Below are 13,042 nucleotides of genomic sequence, written 5' to 3'. Positions count from 1 at the left end.
GTCAGGATCAACCGATCACGGTGCACGACAAACTTCCGCAGTCCGAGCCACGTCGACGTCGGCGGGGGCCCGATACTGTTGCGCCGCCGCCCATGCGCGCGCTCGTGCTCGTCCCGGTGTTGACGCTCGACCGCGCGCGCCAGACCGCGCCCGCCAATGGCGGACATCGGCCGGCGCCACTTCCCCGCGCCAGCGCTGATCGCCTCGACGAGGCCATCGGCCTTGCGCAAGCCATCGATCTCGACGTGGCCGGCGGGCTCGTCGTGCCAGTACCGCAACCGCGCCCGGCGACGCTCTTCGGCAGTGGCAAGGTCGAAGAGATCAAGGCCGAGATCGAGGCGCGCGAGACCGGCCTCGTGATCGTCGATCACGCGATCAGCCCGGTTCAGCAGCGCAATCTCGAGCGCGCCTGGAACGTCAAGGTCATCGACCGGACGGGCCTCATTCTCGAAATCTTCGGGCGGCGCGCGCGTACACGAGAAGGCCGCCTGCAAGTCGAGCTTGCGCATCTGAGCTACCAGAAGAGCCGCCTCGTACGCTCCTGGACCCACCTTGAACGCCAGCGTGGCGGTGGCGGCTTCCTCGGTGGTCCCGGTGAGCGCCAGCTCGAGCTCGACCGGCGCATGCTGCAGGATCGTATCGATGCCCTGAAGAAGGAGCTCGAAGGCGTCGTGCGCACGCGCGCGCTGCATCGCGCCGGCCGCGCCAAGGTGCCCTATCCGGTCGTCGCGATCGTCGGCTACACGAACGCCGGCAAGTCGACGCTCTTCAACCGGATCACCGGCGCTGGCGTCATGGCCAAGGACCAGGTGTTCGCGACGCTCGATCCGACCATGCGCGAGGTCCTCCTGCCGAGCGGCCGGCGGATCATTCTCTCCGACACCGTCGGTTTCATCTCGGACCTTCCGACGACGCTTGTCGCTGCCTTCCGTGCGACCCTCGAAGAGGTGGTCGGCGCCGACCTCATTGCCCACGTGCGCGACATCTCGCGTCCCGACACGGACGCCCAGGCGCGCGATGTCGAGGGCGTGCTGCACGATCTCGGCATTGATCCCGCCGCGGCCGACAGCCCCGTCATCGAAGTGTGGAACAAGATCGACCGGCTCGATCCCGATGCGCGCGAGGAGCTCCGCAACGACGCAGCCCGCGCCGACCACACGTGCATTCTCGCCTCGGCCGCGACCGGCGAAGGCTTGCCTGAGCTCCTGGCGGCGATCGATGCGCGGCTCGGCGCGGCGGACAACTATCTGGACATCGTCATCCAGCCAGGCCAGGGGCGCCTGCTGAGCTGGATCCACGCCAATGCTCAGGTGCTCGATCAGGCGAGCGGCGACGATGGCCACATCGACCTGCGCGTCAGGATCGCCGCCGAGAAGCGCGGCCAGCTCGAGCGGCAGATCAAGCTCGCCGCGCGCAAGTCCCCGGCGGCCGGCGGCGGCACACACTGACGCAGGGCGACGCCCCGGCAGGCGCTGTCGCATGACCCGAGCGGAATTGTCGTAGTCTCCCAAGAATCAGCATCGTCCGCGGGGCCCCCACCACATGAACAGACTTCGCCGGTTCTACGACCGGACCATGGACATCGCCGCTCACGCGCGGGCCCCGCACGTCCTATTTTGGATCTCTTATGTCGAGGCTTTCTTCGCCCTCGTGCCGCCGCAGGCCATGCTTATCGCGATGGTCCTTGCCGCGCGCGACCGGGCCTGGAAGCTTGCCTCTCTTGCGACCATCGGCTCGGTGCTCGGCGGCCTCACGGGCTACGCGATCGGGCTGTTCCTCTTCGAGAGCGCCGGGCGCTGGCTGCTCGAAATGAACGGACTTGCCGACGGTTTCGAGAGATTTGCTGCTCACTACAACGAGTACGGCGCCTGGATCGTGTTCATTGCCGGCGTCACGCCCATCCCCTACAAGCTGGTCACGATCGCGAGCGGCGCCACCGGGCTCGATCTCACGGTGTTCATCGCCTCGAGCGTCGCCGCGCGGGGCCTCGTGTTCTTCTCCATTGCCGCGCTCATCTACTATTTCGGACCGGCGGCCCGCCGCTTCATCGAGGCGCGCCTCGGCCTCGTGGCCGCGACCGTGCTGGTGATGCTCTTTGCGGGCTTTGCGGCGATCCGCGTGTTTGTCTAGTCCTCCACTTGGGGATATGAGTGCGGCCATGCACCAACGTCCGACATCCGCCACTGCTGATCCGGCCTACAAAGCGGGCGCCATTGCTTTGATGCTCGCCGTTGCGTCCATCATCGCGGCTTTCGGCTTCCAGTACATCGGCGGCTACGCGCCCTGCCCGCTCTGCCTCATGCAGCGCTATGCCTACTACGCCGGCATACCCCTGCTGTTCGGCGCGCTCGTGCTGGTTGCGACCGATCGCGCAGGGTGGGCGGCTGCCCTCTTCTTCCTCGTCGCCCTCGCCTTCCTCGCCAATGCGGGCCTCGGCGTCTATCACGCGGGCGCCGAGTGGAAGTTCTGGCCAGGCCCCGATACGTGCGCATCCGTCTCGCAGACGCTCGGCGGCGGCTCCGGCGGACTGCTCAAGCAGCTCGAGACGACGCGCGTCATCCGCTGCGACGAGGCGCCGTGGACATTCCTCGGCCTCTCCTTCGCCGGCTGGAATGTCGTCATCTCGTTCCTGATCTTCGTGGCCGCGCTTCAAGCCGCCTTCGCGGCGTCGGCGACGAATACCCGGCGGCGCATGTCGGAGATTTGAAGCTGTCCCCTCTCCCCGTCCTTACGGGGAGAGGGTCAGGGTGAGGGGCGGCGGCATACGCAAACGTCAGCAATTGGCGCCGCCCCTCATCCCGACCTTCTCCCCGCACGCGGGGAGAGGGAGAAGAGAGTGCGCACCAAACGAAAACCTACTTCCGCTCACCTTTCACAGCGATCGTATCGAGCACATCGCCGAGAAATTCCGTGAGGTTCTCGGTCATGTGGTGCACGTGCTCGGGCGGCTTCTGCCAGTTGCGGATGCCGATCTGCACGGGATGATCCACGTACGATGAATGTACGAGCACGGTCGTCAGTCCGAGCTGGTGCGGCACCTCGAGATTGTGCGGCATGTCCTCGAACATGGCCGCGGCCTTGGGGTCGACGCCGTGGAGTTTCAGGAACTGGCGGTAAGGCTCGGCTTGCGGCTTCGGTACGTATTCCGAGGCCACGATATCGTAGATGTCCTCGAAGAGGTCGAGGATGCCGAGCTTGCCCGCGACGCGCTCGGCGTGCGCCCGCGTGCCGTTCGTGAAGATGAGGCGCCGGCCGGGCAGCGACTTGATGGCCTCGGCGAGCTCGGGATGCTCGGGCACGGCCGCGAGATCGATATCGTGCACATAGTCCAGGAAGGCCTCGGGGCGCATCTTGTGCACCTTCATGAGACCCGAAAGCGTCGTGCCGAACTGGCGGTAGTAGCTCTTCTGCAAATGGCGCGCGTACTCGAAGGGCACGCCCAGGAATGAGGCGATGAACTCGCCCATGCGCTGATCGACCTGGGCGAAGAGATTGCACTCGGCCGGATAGAGCGTGTTGTCGAGATCGAAAACCCAGGCCTGCGTCGCATCGAAGCCCGCCCGGTGACGGGCGAGCGCCTTCTTCACCGCGTCGGCCGCGGTGGCGGCGTTGTCCTGTGGCTGCTCGCTGCTCATGCCTTCTTCTTCGGCTTTCGCTGCCCGCCGACGAGCGTGCCAACGCCGTGCTCGGTGAAAAGCTCCAGCAGCACGCAGTGCGGCACCCGCCCGTCGATGATGACGACGGCCTCGACGCCCGCCTCGACGACCTCGATGCAGCCTTCGATCTTCGGGATCATGCCGCCGTTGATCGTACCATCGCGGATGAGATCGCGCGCCTCCTCCGTGCTGAGCTGCGGAATGAGGTTCTTCTCCTTGTCGAGCACGCCGGCGACATCGGTCAGCAGCAGCAGGCGCTTGGCCTTCATGCGCGCGGCGAGGGCGGAGGCAAACGTATCGGCGTTGATATTGAGCGTCTGGCCCTCGCGCGAGATGCCGACCGGCGCAATGACCGGAATGAGATCCGACTTCGAGATCACCTCGACAATGTGCGGGTTCACCTCGACGGGATCGCCGACATAGCCGATGTCGACGGCCTGCATGATGTTCGACTGCGGGTCCGGCATCTCGGTGATCTTCTTGGCGATCATCAGGTTGGCATCCTTGCCGCAGATGCCGACGGCCTTGCCGCCTTGCCGGTTGATCGCCGAGACGATCTCCTTGTTGATGGCGCCCGCGAGCACCATCTCGACGACCTCCACGGTCGGCTTGTCGGTGACGCGCAGGCCGTGCACGAACTCCGACTGGATGGCGAGCTTCTTCAGCATCGCGGCAATCTGCGGTCCGCCACCGTGCACGACGACCGGATTGATGCCGGAGAGCTTCAGGTAGACGATGTCCTGGGCGAAGGCCTCCGCGAGCTTCTCGTCGCCCATGGCGTGGCCGCCGAATTTGATGACGACCGTTTCCTCGTCGTAATTGATGAGGTGCGGCAAAGCCTCAGCAAGGATGCGCGCCTGCGCCTGGGGATCGATAACGACCTGGCCCGGCGTCGCTGCCTGGGCCTCCCTGCTTTCTGCCATCGCCGTGTCCTTCTTCCGCCCGCCGCGACGGGGCCTAGTGTCTCGATGCCGAAGTCCGCTCAAACTCGCTGCTCGTGTCCCGAGCAAACTTCTCGATCTGAAACACGCGAGCCACGGCGCGCACTTATAGCGCCTTGCGACTGCGGCTCAATGAACTTTTGCTGTTCTGCCACGCACGCGGGCCTCAAATCTGCCGCAGACGCAACGCGCCGTGAAGCAAAGGGCGGCGTCGGGTACGCTTTTGGAGCCGTGCGGGCGTGTGGCGCGTCCGCCGCAGTCGTACGCGGCGTACTAACTCCATGATGCTTTGGACGATTTGCCACCCGGCCGGCGGCAATGCCGGATTCCCGTCGCGGGTGAATCGTGCTCTAAGCGGTAGAATGGTCTGCGGTACTCGATCCGGGGGGAACGGGTAGCCGACAGGCGCGGCGGATGTGTCCGGCGGAGGCGGCAGGGGACGGCCCCGGAAATGGCTCAGGCGATGGCTCAGGGAACGTCGTTCGAGACGAGGATCGCGCGTTCGGAAGCGCTGGTCGGCACGCTCGCGCGTGCGAGCGACTATGCCGCCGGACAGTCGCACAGCGTCGTCACGCTCGAGCATCTGCTGCTGGCCCTCACCGAGGACGCCGATGCCGCGCGCGTTCTCATCGCCAACTCGGTCGATCTGGCGCGCCTGCGCAATGACGTCGCGAGCTTCCTCGGCCAGCAACCGCCGACGGCCTCGCCGGGTGCGCATCCAGGACACGATCCCGACCTCACCAAGATCCTCGCCTATGCGGAAGCAGCGGCGCGTCAGAGCCCGCGTCCCGATGTGCAGATCGACGGCGCCATCGTGCTCGCTGCCATTGTCGGCGACGGCAAGAGCATGGCCGCGACCTTCCTCAAGGCCCAGGGCCTGACCTTCCAGGCGGCTATCCGCGTCATCCGGCAGAGCGCCGCCGCGCAGGCGCCAACCGCCGCTTCTGCAGAGGCGCCGGAGGCCACTCAAGCGCCCCAGCCACCACCTGCAGAGCCATCCCACGCCACGCCGATCCCCGAGGAGCCGCGCGCCGGTACGCGCGCGCCGCCGGCGCAGAAGCCCCTCTGGGAGCCCATGGGCTTCCCGAGTGTCCGGCCGGATCCGCCGCCACGGCCACCCGCACCGCCAGCGCGCAAGGTCGAGCCCCCGCGCCCGGCACCACCGCCTCCAGCGCCGGCACCTTCGGTCGAGGCTCCACGCCCGCCGCCGCCATCTCCCGAAGTGGCGCGGGAGGATGCGCGGCCAAGAGACGAAAATCCCGCCCCCTTCGGCGCGCCACCGCCCACGCCAGCGCCGCAAGTGCCCGCGGCCGCGCGACCGTCGCGCGATGGTACCGATGCCTACATCCGGCGGCAGCCTCCCGCGCCGGAGCCCGGCGGACCGCCGCCGCTGCCGAGCCCGGACGCTGGACGCCGCGCGCCAGATCTGCCGCCGCCAATTCCCCCGCGTCATCCCGGCGAGGCCAATCTGCCGCCGCCACCACCGCGCGGCCTTGGTGCATCCCGCCCGCCGCCACCGCGCCCCAATCTCCGTCTGCCGCCGAGCGCAAGCCCGGAGCCGGAGCTAACCACGCCGTGGCCGGAAGCCCCGCCCGAGCGGGCTCCGCTGCCGCCCGTACCCCCATATCCGCCGCCACCTCCGGCGCGCGCTCCCCAAGGTGGAGCCGATCGGGCGCGTGGGCGCGAGCCCGCACCTCGGCAGGGCCGCGGTGCTCCACGCGCGGCTGTCGAACAGGGCCAGCTCGTCGAGAACATCCCGCGCCGGATGAAGGTCGGCGTCATGGAGACCGTTGAGATCCGCATCGCGCGCGAGGGCGTGGCGGCTGCCGGCGGCCTTCAGGGCAGCGGCGCGCCGCATGTTCATCAGCTTCTGATCACGCGCGCCATGAGCGTGCGCCTCCAGGGCGAGCCGGGCCGCTTCTACATCGAGCCGAAGTCACCCGAGACGCAGTGGACAGGATCGCGTGCCGATCAGCTTGCAAGCGACTACGCCGTCTGGCGGTTCACCGTCATCCCGCAGGTCCGGGGCGCCGGCGAGCTGACGCTCATCGTGGCATCCCGCTCGATCGGGGCCGATGGCGTGATTGCCGACACGAGCCTTCCAGAGCAACGCATTGCCATCCGCGTGTCCGCCAATATCACGCGCGGTCTCAAGCGCTGGATCGGATGGATCACCGTCGCCGTGCTCGGCGGCCTCCTCGGCAAGGCCGGCGAGAGCGTCTGGCCGAAGCTCTGGGCGATGGCGCGCGGCTTCCTTTCAATTTGATCCGAACGCCACGCAACTGATCGCGCTTCAATGGCGCGGCCTGTCCGGGCAGCGATTTTTCCGTCATGCGCATTTTGACAGGTGCTCGACCTCAGATGCGCATCCGGAACAAACAGTTGTAACGATTGGCTGGTTGACATGGTGAGCCTTGCGGGTTTTGAAGGCCATACAGTTCTTGCGTATACGGTAGAAAAATGTTCCGAGCTCTCCGTAACTTGCGTCGAGCAGTCACCGACGCCGATCTCCGGCAGAAGTTGGAAGGCGTTCGCGGCGCGATTGCGGTCGCTCTCGCAGCGCTCGCCGTCCTCGCACTCGGCGCCACGAGCCGCGCAATGCTCGTCACACCGCCGACGGAAGCGCTCATCCAGACTTCGGCCGCGTACCTGCCGACCAGCGATAGCTGGATCGATCAGCTCACGAACCCCTCGGCTTGGCGCAGCGGCAGCTTCAGGGGCCGACAGCGCCCCATGACGCGCGCGGAGGAGCGCGAGGACCGCCTTCGGGAAGAGCGCGAGGCGCGCGAGGAAGCCATGGAGCGGGCGCGCGAGTTCGGCCGTGAGCGCGGCACCTACCGCACGGTCTGCGTCCGCCTCTGCGATGGCTTCTTCTTTCCGATCAGCTTTGCGACGACGCCCGACCGCTTTGCCGCGGACGAGGTCGCCTGCCGTTCGCGCTGCTCGTCATCTGCCCGACTGTACGTGTACCCGAACCCCGGCGGCGAGCCTGAGCAGATGACCGATGTCCGTGGCCAGCCGTACGCCGCCCTCAAGACGGCCTTCCTCTTCCGCACGAACTACGACGCCGGCTGCACGTGCAAACCCCATCCATGGGAGACGGCGTCCATGGAGCGACATCGAGCCTACGCCGAGCGCGCCCAAGGCCGGAAGCGCTCGGTCACGGCGAAGGTTCAGCCTGAGCCAGCACCGGCCAGCCTCGCTTTAGGTTCTGCTGAACCGCGGCAGGAAACGCCGGCGCCATCTCGGCGGCCGCAAGGCGCAATGCTCGTCGGCGCATCCGAGACGAAGGCTCCGACTGCAGCCGAAAGCCAGAAGTCGCGCGATGGCCGGCGCAATACTGGTCGCCACGGCTATGGCGGCGATCGCGCCGACTGGCGCAATCGCGCCTTCAGCAGCGACTGAAGACGGGCCTTACTCGAGCAGATCGCGCAACATCGCAACGAGCGGCACGTCGGCCGGGGGCATGGGATAGTCGGCGAGGCGCATCGCGCGCACCCATTTCACGCGCTGGCCCTCGCGCGGCGTGATCTCGCCTTCCCAGTTGCGGCAGAGATAGAGCGGCATCAGCAGATGGAAGTTCTCGTAGCTGTGGCTCGCGAACGTGAAGGGCGCGAGGCAGGTCTCGCATACCTCGATCCCAAGCTCCTCATGAAGCTCGCGCAGCAGCGCCTGTTCCGGCGTCTCGCCCGGCGCAACCTTGCCGCCGGGAAACTCCCAGAGGCCGGCCATGGATTTTCCGGGCGGGCGCTCGGCAATGAGCACGCGGTTGTCGACATCGATGAGCGCCGCCGCGGCGACGAGGACGATCGGTTTGCTGGTCACATTGGCCCCGTCATGTGCTGGCTTCGACTCCCTCGGGAAGTGGCACGCCAGCCTCGTTGAAGACCGCTCGCTGCTTCGCACCGACGCGCTCGAGATCGAAGTCCTCGATGGTCTCGTTGAAAATCTCGAAGTAGTTGAGCCGCGCATCCAGATGCAGGAAGACGCCGCCAAGCCCGATCGCGGCGCGATCCATAAAGACGAACTCGCGCGGCACGCGCACGGGCCCTTTTTCCTTGAGCGCCTTGTGCACCGTGAAGGCTTCACGCCGGCCATACTCGCCGGGCGTCGTGCCTTCGGCGATCGAGCGCACGCGATCGTCGAGCAGCGGCCCGTAGATGAAGCGCGCCCAAATATTGAGGACGTCGATCAGCTCTTTTGAGAGCCCCACAAAACCCCACGTCTCATAGGCATGGACGATGCGCGCCTGATCGCCTTCGAGGAGCCCGCGATAGAGATCGACGACGCCACCGACGAACTTCGGCGCGAACGTGCGCATGCAGCCGTAGTCGAGGAGATTGATGCCGGCGGGGCGGCCGCCCTCCTCGAAGATCGTATAGTTGCCGAGGTGCGGATCGCCGTGAATGACGCCGTAGTGGCTGAAGGGAAACCACCAGGCACGGAACATCGCACGCGCGATCTGATTGCGATCCTCGATCGGCGCCGTCTTGTAGTCGAGCAGCCGCCGGCCTTCGAGCCACGTCATCGTCAGGAGCCGCCGCGTCGAGAGCTCCGGGACGACATCGGGCACACGGATCAGCGGATCATCGCGGAAGATGAGGCGATAGAGCGCTGTGTGGCGGGCTTCCAGACCGTAATCCAGCTCTTCGCGCAACCGCGCCGAAATCTCCTTCAGGATCTCGCCGGTCTCGACGGCGGGATCCATGCGGGCATGGATGGCGAACACGACCTTGAGCTGTGTGACGTCCGCCTCGACCGCGGACTGCATGTCCGGGTACTGCAGCTTGACGGCGAGCGCGCGCCCATCATGCGCGACCGCGCGATGCACCTGTCCGAGCGACGCGGAGGCCGTCGAAGCGAGCTCGAATGACTTGAAGCGTGACTGCCAGTCAGGACCGAGCTCGGCCTGCATGCGCCGACGAACGAAGGCGGGGCCCATGGGCGGCGCGGCCGACTGGAGCTGCGCCAGCTCGCGCGCATACTCGGGCGGCAGGGCCTCGGGGATTGTCGAGAGAAGCTGCGCGGCCTTCATGATCGGGCCCTTGAGCCCGCCCAGCGCCTGGGCCAGCTCCGCGGCGTTCTTCTCGCGATCAAGGTCATAGCCGAGCAGGCGGCTGCCGGCGACGCGGGCCGCCACCGCGCCGACGTTCGTGCCGACGCGCAGGTAGCGCGCAGCGCGGGCACTCAGGCGATTGGCTTCCTCATCGTCGGACATCAGAAGGGGACCTCCGGGCGCGGCGTGACTGCCGTCCTGTGAGCAGTCCTCAGATATGGCGTCGAAAGTGTGCCCGATCAACGCGCCGGGGTGCCGCGCCGTGCCGCACTAAAGCTTCTTGGGATCGATGCCGCCCATTTTGCACACGATCCGCCATTCTTCGGGCGTCACGGGCTGCACGGAAAGACGCGCGCTGGTCACGAGGCTCATCTTGGCGAGCGAGAGCGTTTCCCTAACGGTCGCAAGCGTCACCGGCTTCGGCACGTCGGCCACGGCAACGACATCGACGCACTCCCACTTTCCGGTGTCGTCGCTCGGATCGGGGTGCGCGAGCGCGCTTACCTTGCAGATGCCGACGACCTCCTTGCCGATATTCGAGTGGTAGAAGAAGCCGAGATCGCCGATCTTCATGGCCTTCATATTGTTGCGCGCGAGGAAATTGCGCACGCCCGTCCAGGGCTCGCCGGCCTTGCCCTTGGCCTTCAGGTCGTCCCAGGAGAACGCATCGGGCTCCGACTTCAGGAGCCAATAGGCAGGCTCGGCTTTCCTGGCCTTTGCCGCGCCAGCGCGGGATGGCGATTTCGGCATCGTCGGCGATCCTGATTCCGTTGCAGATTCGTCGTATGTGCCGACTGTAGCGGCCACACACATCTTTGTCATTGCGCGGGCCGTTGACCCGAAAGGCGCGGCGGATACCATTCCATCAGCAGAGGTGAGCCAAGGGGGAGCCATGTCGGTCGACCAGGACGCGGCATCGCGCGGGGAAGCGTCGGAGAGGCCGAGAGTTCGCGTATGGGACGGTCCGACGCGCCTCTTCCACTGGTCGCTCGTCATCCTGATCGCGCTGGCCTACGCCACGCGCAAGGCCAATCCCGATCTCGTCTGGCACATGCGCATCGGCTACGCGATCCTCATCCTGATCACGTTCCGCATCTTGTGGGGCTTCGTCGGCAGCTCGACCTCGCGCTTCAGTGCCTTTGCCTATGCCCCCTGGACCGCCGTCCGCTATGGCATCGACTTCCTGCTGCGCCGGCCGCGCCATTTCCTCGGTCACAACCCGCTCGGCGGCACCGTCGTGTTCATCCTGCTCGGGCTCGTCGCCGCGCAAGGCCTCCTCGGGCTCTTCTCCTACGACGATCACACGGACCTTCACGGTGGCCCACTCACCAGCAAAGTCAGCGAGGCCACTGTGGCACTCGCCACGCGCTGGCACATCTGGCTTTTCGACATCCTGCTGATCGTCATCGCGCTCCACATTCTCGCGAGCTTCGCCTACGCGATCTGGAAGCGCGAGGATCTGATCGGTCCCATGATCACGGGCCGCAAACGCCGCAAGGATTTCGAGGATCAGCCCGAGGCACAGATCGCCTCGCCGCTCGTGGCACTCCTCTGCCTCATTCTCGCGGCAGCCATCGTGCTCGGCGGTATCACGCTTGCGGGCGGCAAGATCGGCTGAATGGCGCCTCCTGCTCACGCCTGAAGCGGCCAACGCCCGAGATGCACGTGCCGGCTCCGCCCCTGCAGGCTATCGACGAGCACAAGCTCGCGCACGGTCCACGAAATCGGCTGATCGAGCATGGTCGGGGGAACAGTCAGGCCATTGTAGACGAGCGTCACATGGGGTGTGAGGCCGACCGACGGATCCGCGCGAAAACCGGCGCGGAGCATGGTCCCGGCAATGGCCTTCCTCAGCTCGGTAAACTCGCCATCACCTCGAGCACAGCGCAGCACTAGCGAGTGTTGCCCACCGCTGAAGCCGATCACACGGTCGAAGCTCACTTCAAAGGGTGCCATCCGAATTGCAGCACCCGCCCGCCTCGCAACCGAAACGATAGGGGCTGGGAGACCAGCAAATAGGCCTACATGGGCCAGGGAGATGTGAAGGAGATGGGCCGGGTGGACGCGCCCCGGCAGGTCGTACCGCTCTCTGAACCTCGCCCCGACCTCCGTCATACGCCGCGCCGCCTCGGGATCCGGCAGCACGGCGAAATAGAGATTGTCCGTTGCCCGCTTGGGTAGGGGACGCTGTGGCACCCGATAGAAATCGAATGCCAACTGCTGTGGCCCGGGATACGCAGACGCTCCTATAGGCATGACGCACCAACCTCCAACTCAGAACATAACGAGAACATACGCGGGAGTGGGAGCGAAGGCAAGCCCGTCGAGCGACGTCGCGGCGCACGTGAGGGGCGACCGACTTGATCGGCTCCCTGCGGCTCATCATCTATGCGCTTTGCAGGCTTCGGAGATGGATCATGAGCCTCGAGCTGACCGGCATCCACCATCTGACCGCCATTACTGCGACGGCTGCCGCAAACAAGCGCTTCTACACGGAGACGCTCGGCCTCCGCCTGGTCAAGAAGACGGTCAATCAGGATGACACCAGCGCCTACCACCTCTTCTATGCGGACGGCGTGGCCTCGCCCGGCAGCGACCTCACATTCTTCGACTGGCCGGTGGCGCGCGAACGGCGCGGGACGCACGCCATCACGTGCACGGGCCTGAGGGTTGCCGGCAGCGCGAGCGTCGAATGGTGGGCGCGGCGCCTGGCGGACGCAGGGCTCGCGCACAGCCCGATCAGCGAGATCGACGGCATTGCCTCACTCTTGTTCGAGGATCCAGAAGGCCAGCGCTTCCGCCTCCTCGATGATGGTGGCGCGGGTGAGAGCCATCCCTGGGAGCGAAGCCCCATCCCTCCCGAGCATCAGATCCGCGGTCTCGGACCCATCACGATCAGCGTGCCCACACTCGAGGGGACCGGTGAGCTGCTCAGCAGCATCATGAACCTCCGGGAGGAGCGCACATATGCCTCCCCCGACGGCGCGGGCGAGGTGCACGTCTTTGCCATGGGCCCTGGAGGGCCCGCGGCAGAGCTGCATGTCGCCGTGCAGTCGATCTTGCCTCCCGCCGAACAGGGCGCCGGTGGCGTCCATCATGTCGCCTTCCGCACGCCGGATGTCGCGAGCCTTCACGAATGGACGTCGCGGTTGGCCGAGTATGGCGTCCGCTCCAGCGGCGAGGTCGAGCGCTATTACTTCCGCTCGCTCTATTTCCGTGAGCCCGCCGGCATTCTCTTCGAGATCGCGACGGATGGCCCGGGCTTCGCCGTCGACGAGCCGCTGGAGGCACTCGGCGAGCGCCTCGCCCTGCCGCCCTTCCTGGAGGGCAAGCGCGCGCAGATCGAGGCCGGCCTGAAGCCGCTCGACTGAGCGCGCGCCGATCTGAGA

Annotated in this window: 13 protein-coding genes; 7 read left to right on the top strand and 6 right to left on the bottom strand. The window is 66.5% G+C overall.

Going from position 1 to position 13,042, the window contains the following annotated elements:
• Positions 1-92: 92 nt before the first annotated feature.
• From hflX to CS1BSM3_RS18770, 3 genes are all read left to right on the top strand, one after another.
• The gene (gene hflX, locus CS1BSM3_RS18780; RefSeq protein WP_083528726.1) at positions 93-1,448 is read left to right on the top strand and encodes a GTPase HflX; all 1,356 of its coding nucleotides are present in this window, start codon (positions 93-95) and stop codon (positions 1,446-1,448) included.
• Positions 1,449-1,542: 94 nt separating this feature from the next.
• Complete coding sequence (locus tag CS1BSM3_RS18775; protein ID WP_072389461.1) at positions 1,543-2,130, top strand: YqaA family protein; 588 nt, start codon at positions 1,543-1,545, stop codon at positions 2,128-2,130.
• A gap of 28 nt (positions 2,131-2,158) precedes the next feature.
• A complete protein-coding gene (locus CS1BSM3_RS18770) occupies positions 2,159-2,707 on the top strand; it encodes a disulfide bond formation protein B (RefSeq protein WP_143149274.1) in 549 nt (182 codons plus the stop codon).
• A 148-nt stretch (positions 2,708-2,855) separates the two neighbouring features.
• Here CS1BSM3_RS18770 and CS1BSM3_RS18765 read toward each other — a convergent pair whose 3' ends face one another.
• Positions 2,856-3,635, bottom strand: coding sequence for a pyrimidine 5'-nucleotidase (locus CS1BSM3_RS18765; RefSeq protein WP_083528725.1), 780 nt, complete (start codon positions 3,633-3,635; stop codon positions 2,856-2,858).
• Positions 3,632-4,579, bottom strand: a complete 948-nt coding sequence (gene argB / locus CS1BSM3_RS18760; RefSeq protein ID WP_072389457.1) for an acetylglutamate kinase — start codon at positions 4,577-4,579, stop codon at positions 3,632-3,634. Before argB ends, CS1BSM3_RS18765 begins: the two co-directional genes overlap by 4 nt.
• Positions 4,580-5,048: 469 nt before the next feature.
• Here argB and CS1BSM3_RS28825 point away from each other — a divergent pair, with 469 nt between their 5' ends.
• Both CS1BSM3_RS28825 and CS1BSM3_RS18750 read left to right on the top strand, forming a co-directional pair.
• Entirely contained in the window at positions 5,049-6,863 is a 1,815-nt protein-coding gene (locus CS1BSM3_RS28825) for a Clp protease N-terminal domain-containing protein (RefSeq protein WP_072389456.1), read from the top strand.
• A gap of 215 nt (positions 6,864-7,078) precedes the next feature.
• Entirely contained in the window at positions 7,079-8,002 is a 924-nt protein-coding gene (locus CS1BSM3_RS18750) for a DUF2865 domain-containing protein (protein WP_174263727.1), read from the top strand.
• Between the two features lie 9 nt (positions 8,003-8,011).
• Here the strand turns inward: CS1BSM3_RS18750 and mutT are convergent, their stop codons facing one another.
• The 3 genes from mutT to CS1BSM3_RS18735 form a co-directional block, all read right to left on the bottom strand.
• Positions 8,012-8,422, bottom strand: coding sequence for an 8-oxo-dGTP diphosphatase MutT (mutT, locus tag CS1BSM3_RS18745; RefSeq protein ID WP_072389452.1), 411 nt, complete (start codon positions 8,420-8,422; stop codon positions 8,012-8,014).
• A 10-nt stretch (positions 8,423-8,432) separates the two neighbouring features.
• A complete protein-coding gene (locus tag CS1BSM3_RS18740) occupies positions 8,433-9,815 on the bottom strand; it encodes an ABC1 kinase family protein (protein WP_072389450.1) in 1,383 nt (460 codons plus the stop codon).
• 108 nt (positions 9,816-9,923) lie between these two features.
• Positions 9,924-10,403 (bottom strand): EVE domain-containing protein, encoded by a 480-nt coding sequence (locus CS1BSM3_RS18735; protein ID WP_072389448.1) that lies wholly within the window; start codon positions 10,401-10,403, stop codon positions 9,924-9,926.
• Positions 10,404-10,545: 142 nt separating this feature from the next.
• Here CS1BSM3_RS18735 and CS1BSM3_RS18730 point away from each other — a divergent pair, with 142 nt between their 5' ends.
• Positions 10,546-11,271 carry a cytochrome b/b6 domain-containing protein gene (locus CS1BSM3_RS18730; RefSeq protein WP_072389446.1) on the top strand — a complete coding sequence of 242 codons (726 nt, stop codon included), beginning with the start codon at positions 10,546-10,548 and terminating at the stop codon, positions 11,269-11,271.
• A gap of 14 nt (positions 11,272-11,285) precedes the next feature.
• Here the strand turns inward: CS1BSM3_RS18730 and CS1BSM3_RS18725 are convergent, their stop codons facing one another.
• Complete coding sequence (locus CS1BSM3_RS18725) at positions 11,286-11,909, bottom strand: 2'-5' RNA ligase family protein (protein WP_083528722.1); 624 nt, start codon at positions 11,907-11,909, stop codon at positions 11,286-11,288.
• A 161-nt stretch (positions 11,910-12,070) separates the two neighbouring features.
• Here CS1BSM3_RS18725 and CS1BSM3_RS18720 point away from each other — a divergent pair, with 161 nt between their 5' ends.
• Positions 12,071-13,024 (top strand): ring-cleaving dioxygenase, encoded by a 954-nt coding sequence (locus tag CS1BSM3_RS18720; RefSeq protein WP_072394051.1) that lies wholly within the window; start codon positions 12,071-12,073, stop codon positions 13,022-13,024.
• Positions 13,025-13,042: the final 18 nt, after the last annotated feature.

This window comes from Hyphomicrobium sp. CS1BSMeth3 (assembly GCF_900117415.1).
Lineage (GTDB): Bacteria > Pseudomonadota > Alphaproteobacteria > Rhizobiales > Hyphomicrobiaceae.
Note: the sequence above shows the minus strand (reverse complement) of the source record. Positions and strands in the feature narration are given on the sequence as shown.

What these genes read in the sequence shown, in the direction of transcription:
- CS1BSM3_RS18730 (WP_072389446.1), top strand. Translation starts at nt 10,546, where the DNA reads ATGTCGGTCGACCAGGACGCGGCATCGCGCGGGGAAGCGTCGGAGAGG.
- CS1BSM3_RS18765 (WP_083528725.1), bottom strand. Translation starts at nt 3,635, where the DNA reads ATGAGCAGCGAGCAGCCACAGGACAACGCCGCCACCGCGGCCGACGCG.
- CS1BSM3_RS18775 (WP_072389461.1), top strand. Translation starts at nt 1,543, where the DNA reads ATGAACAGACTTCGCCGGTTCTACGACCGGACCATGGACATCGCCGCT.
- hflX (WP_083528726.1), top strand. Translation starts at nt 93, where the DNA reads ATGCGCGCGCTCGTGCTCGTCCCGGTGTTGACGCTCGACCGCGCGCGC.
- CS1BSM3_RS18720 (WP_072394051.1), top strand. Translation starts at nt 12,071, where the DNA reads ATGAGCCTCGAGCTGACCGGCATCCACCATCTGACCGCCATTACTGCG.
- CS1BSM3_RS28825 (WP_072389456.1), top strand. Translation starts at nt 5,049, where the DNA reads ATGGCTCAGGCGATGGCTCAGGGAACGTCGTTCGAGACGAGGATCGCG.
- CS1BSM3_RS18740 (WP_072389450.1), bottom strand. Translation starts at nt 9,815, where the DNA reads ATGTCCGACGATGAGGAAGCCAATCGCCTGAGTGCCCGCGCTGCGCGC.
- CS1BSM3_RS18725 (WP_083528722.1), bottom strand. Translation starts at nt 11,909, where the DNA reads ATGCCTATAGGAGCGTCTGCGTATCCCGGGCCACAGCAGTTGGCATTC.
- CS1BSM3_RS18770 (WP_143149274.1), top strand. Translation starts at nt 2,159, where the DNA reads ATGCACCAACGTCCGACATCCGCCACTGCTGATCCGGCCTACAAAGCG.
- argB (WP_072389457.1), bottom strand. Translation starts at nt 4,579, where the DNA reads ATGGCAGAAAGCAGGGAGGCCCAGGCAGCGACGCCGGGCCAGGTCGTT.
- CS1BSM3_RS18735 (WP_072389448.1), bottom strand. Translation starts at nt 10,403, where the DNA reads ATGCCGAAATCGCCATCCCGCGCTGGCGCGGCAAAGGCCAGGAAAGCC.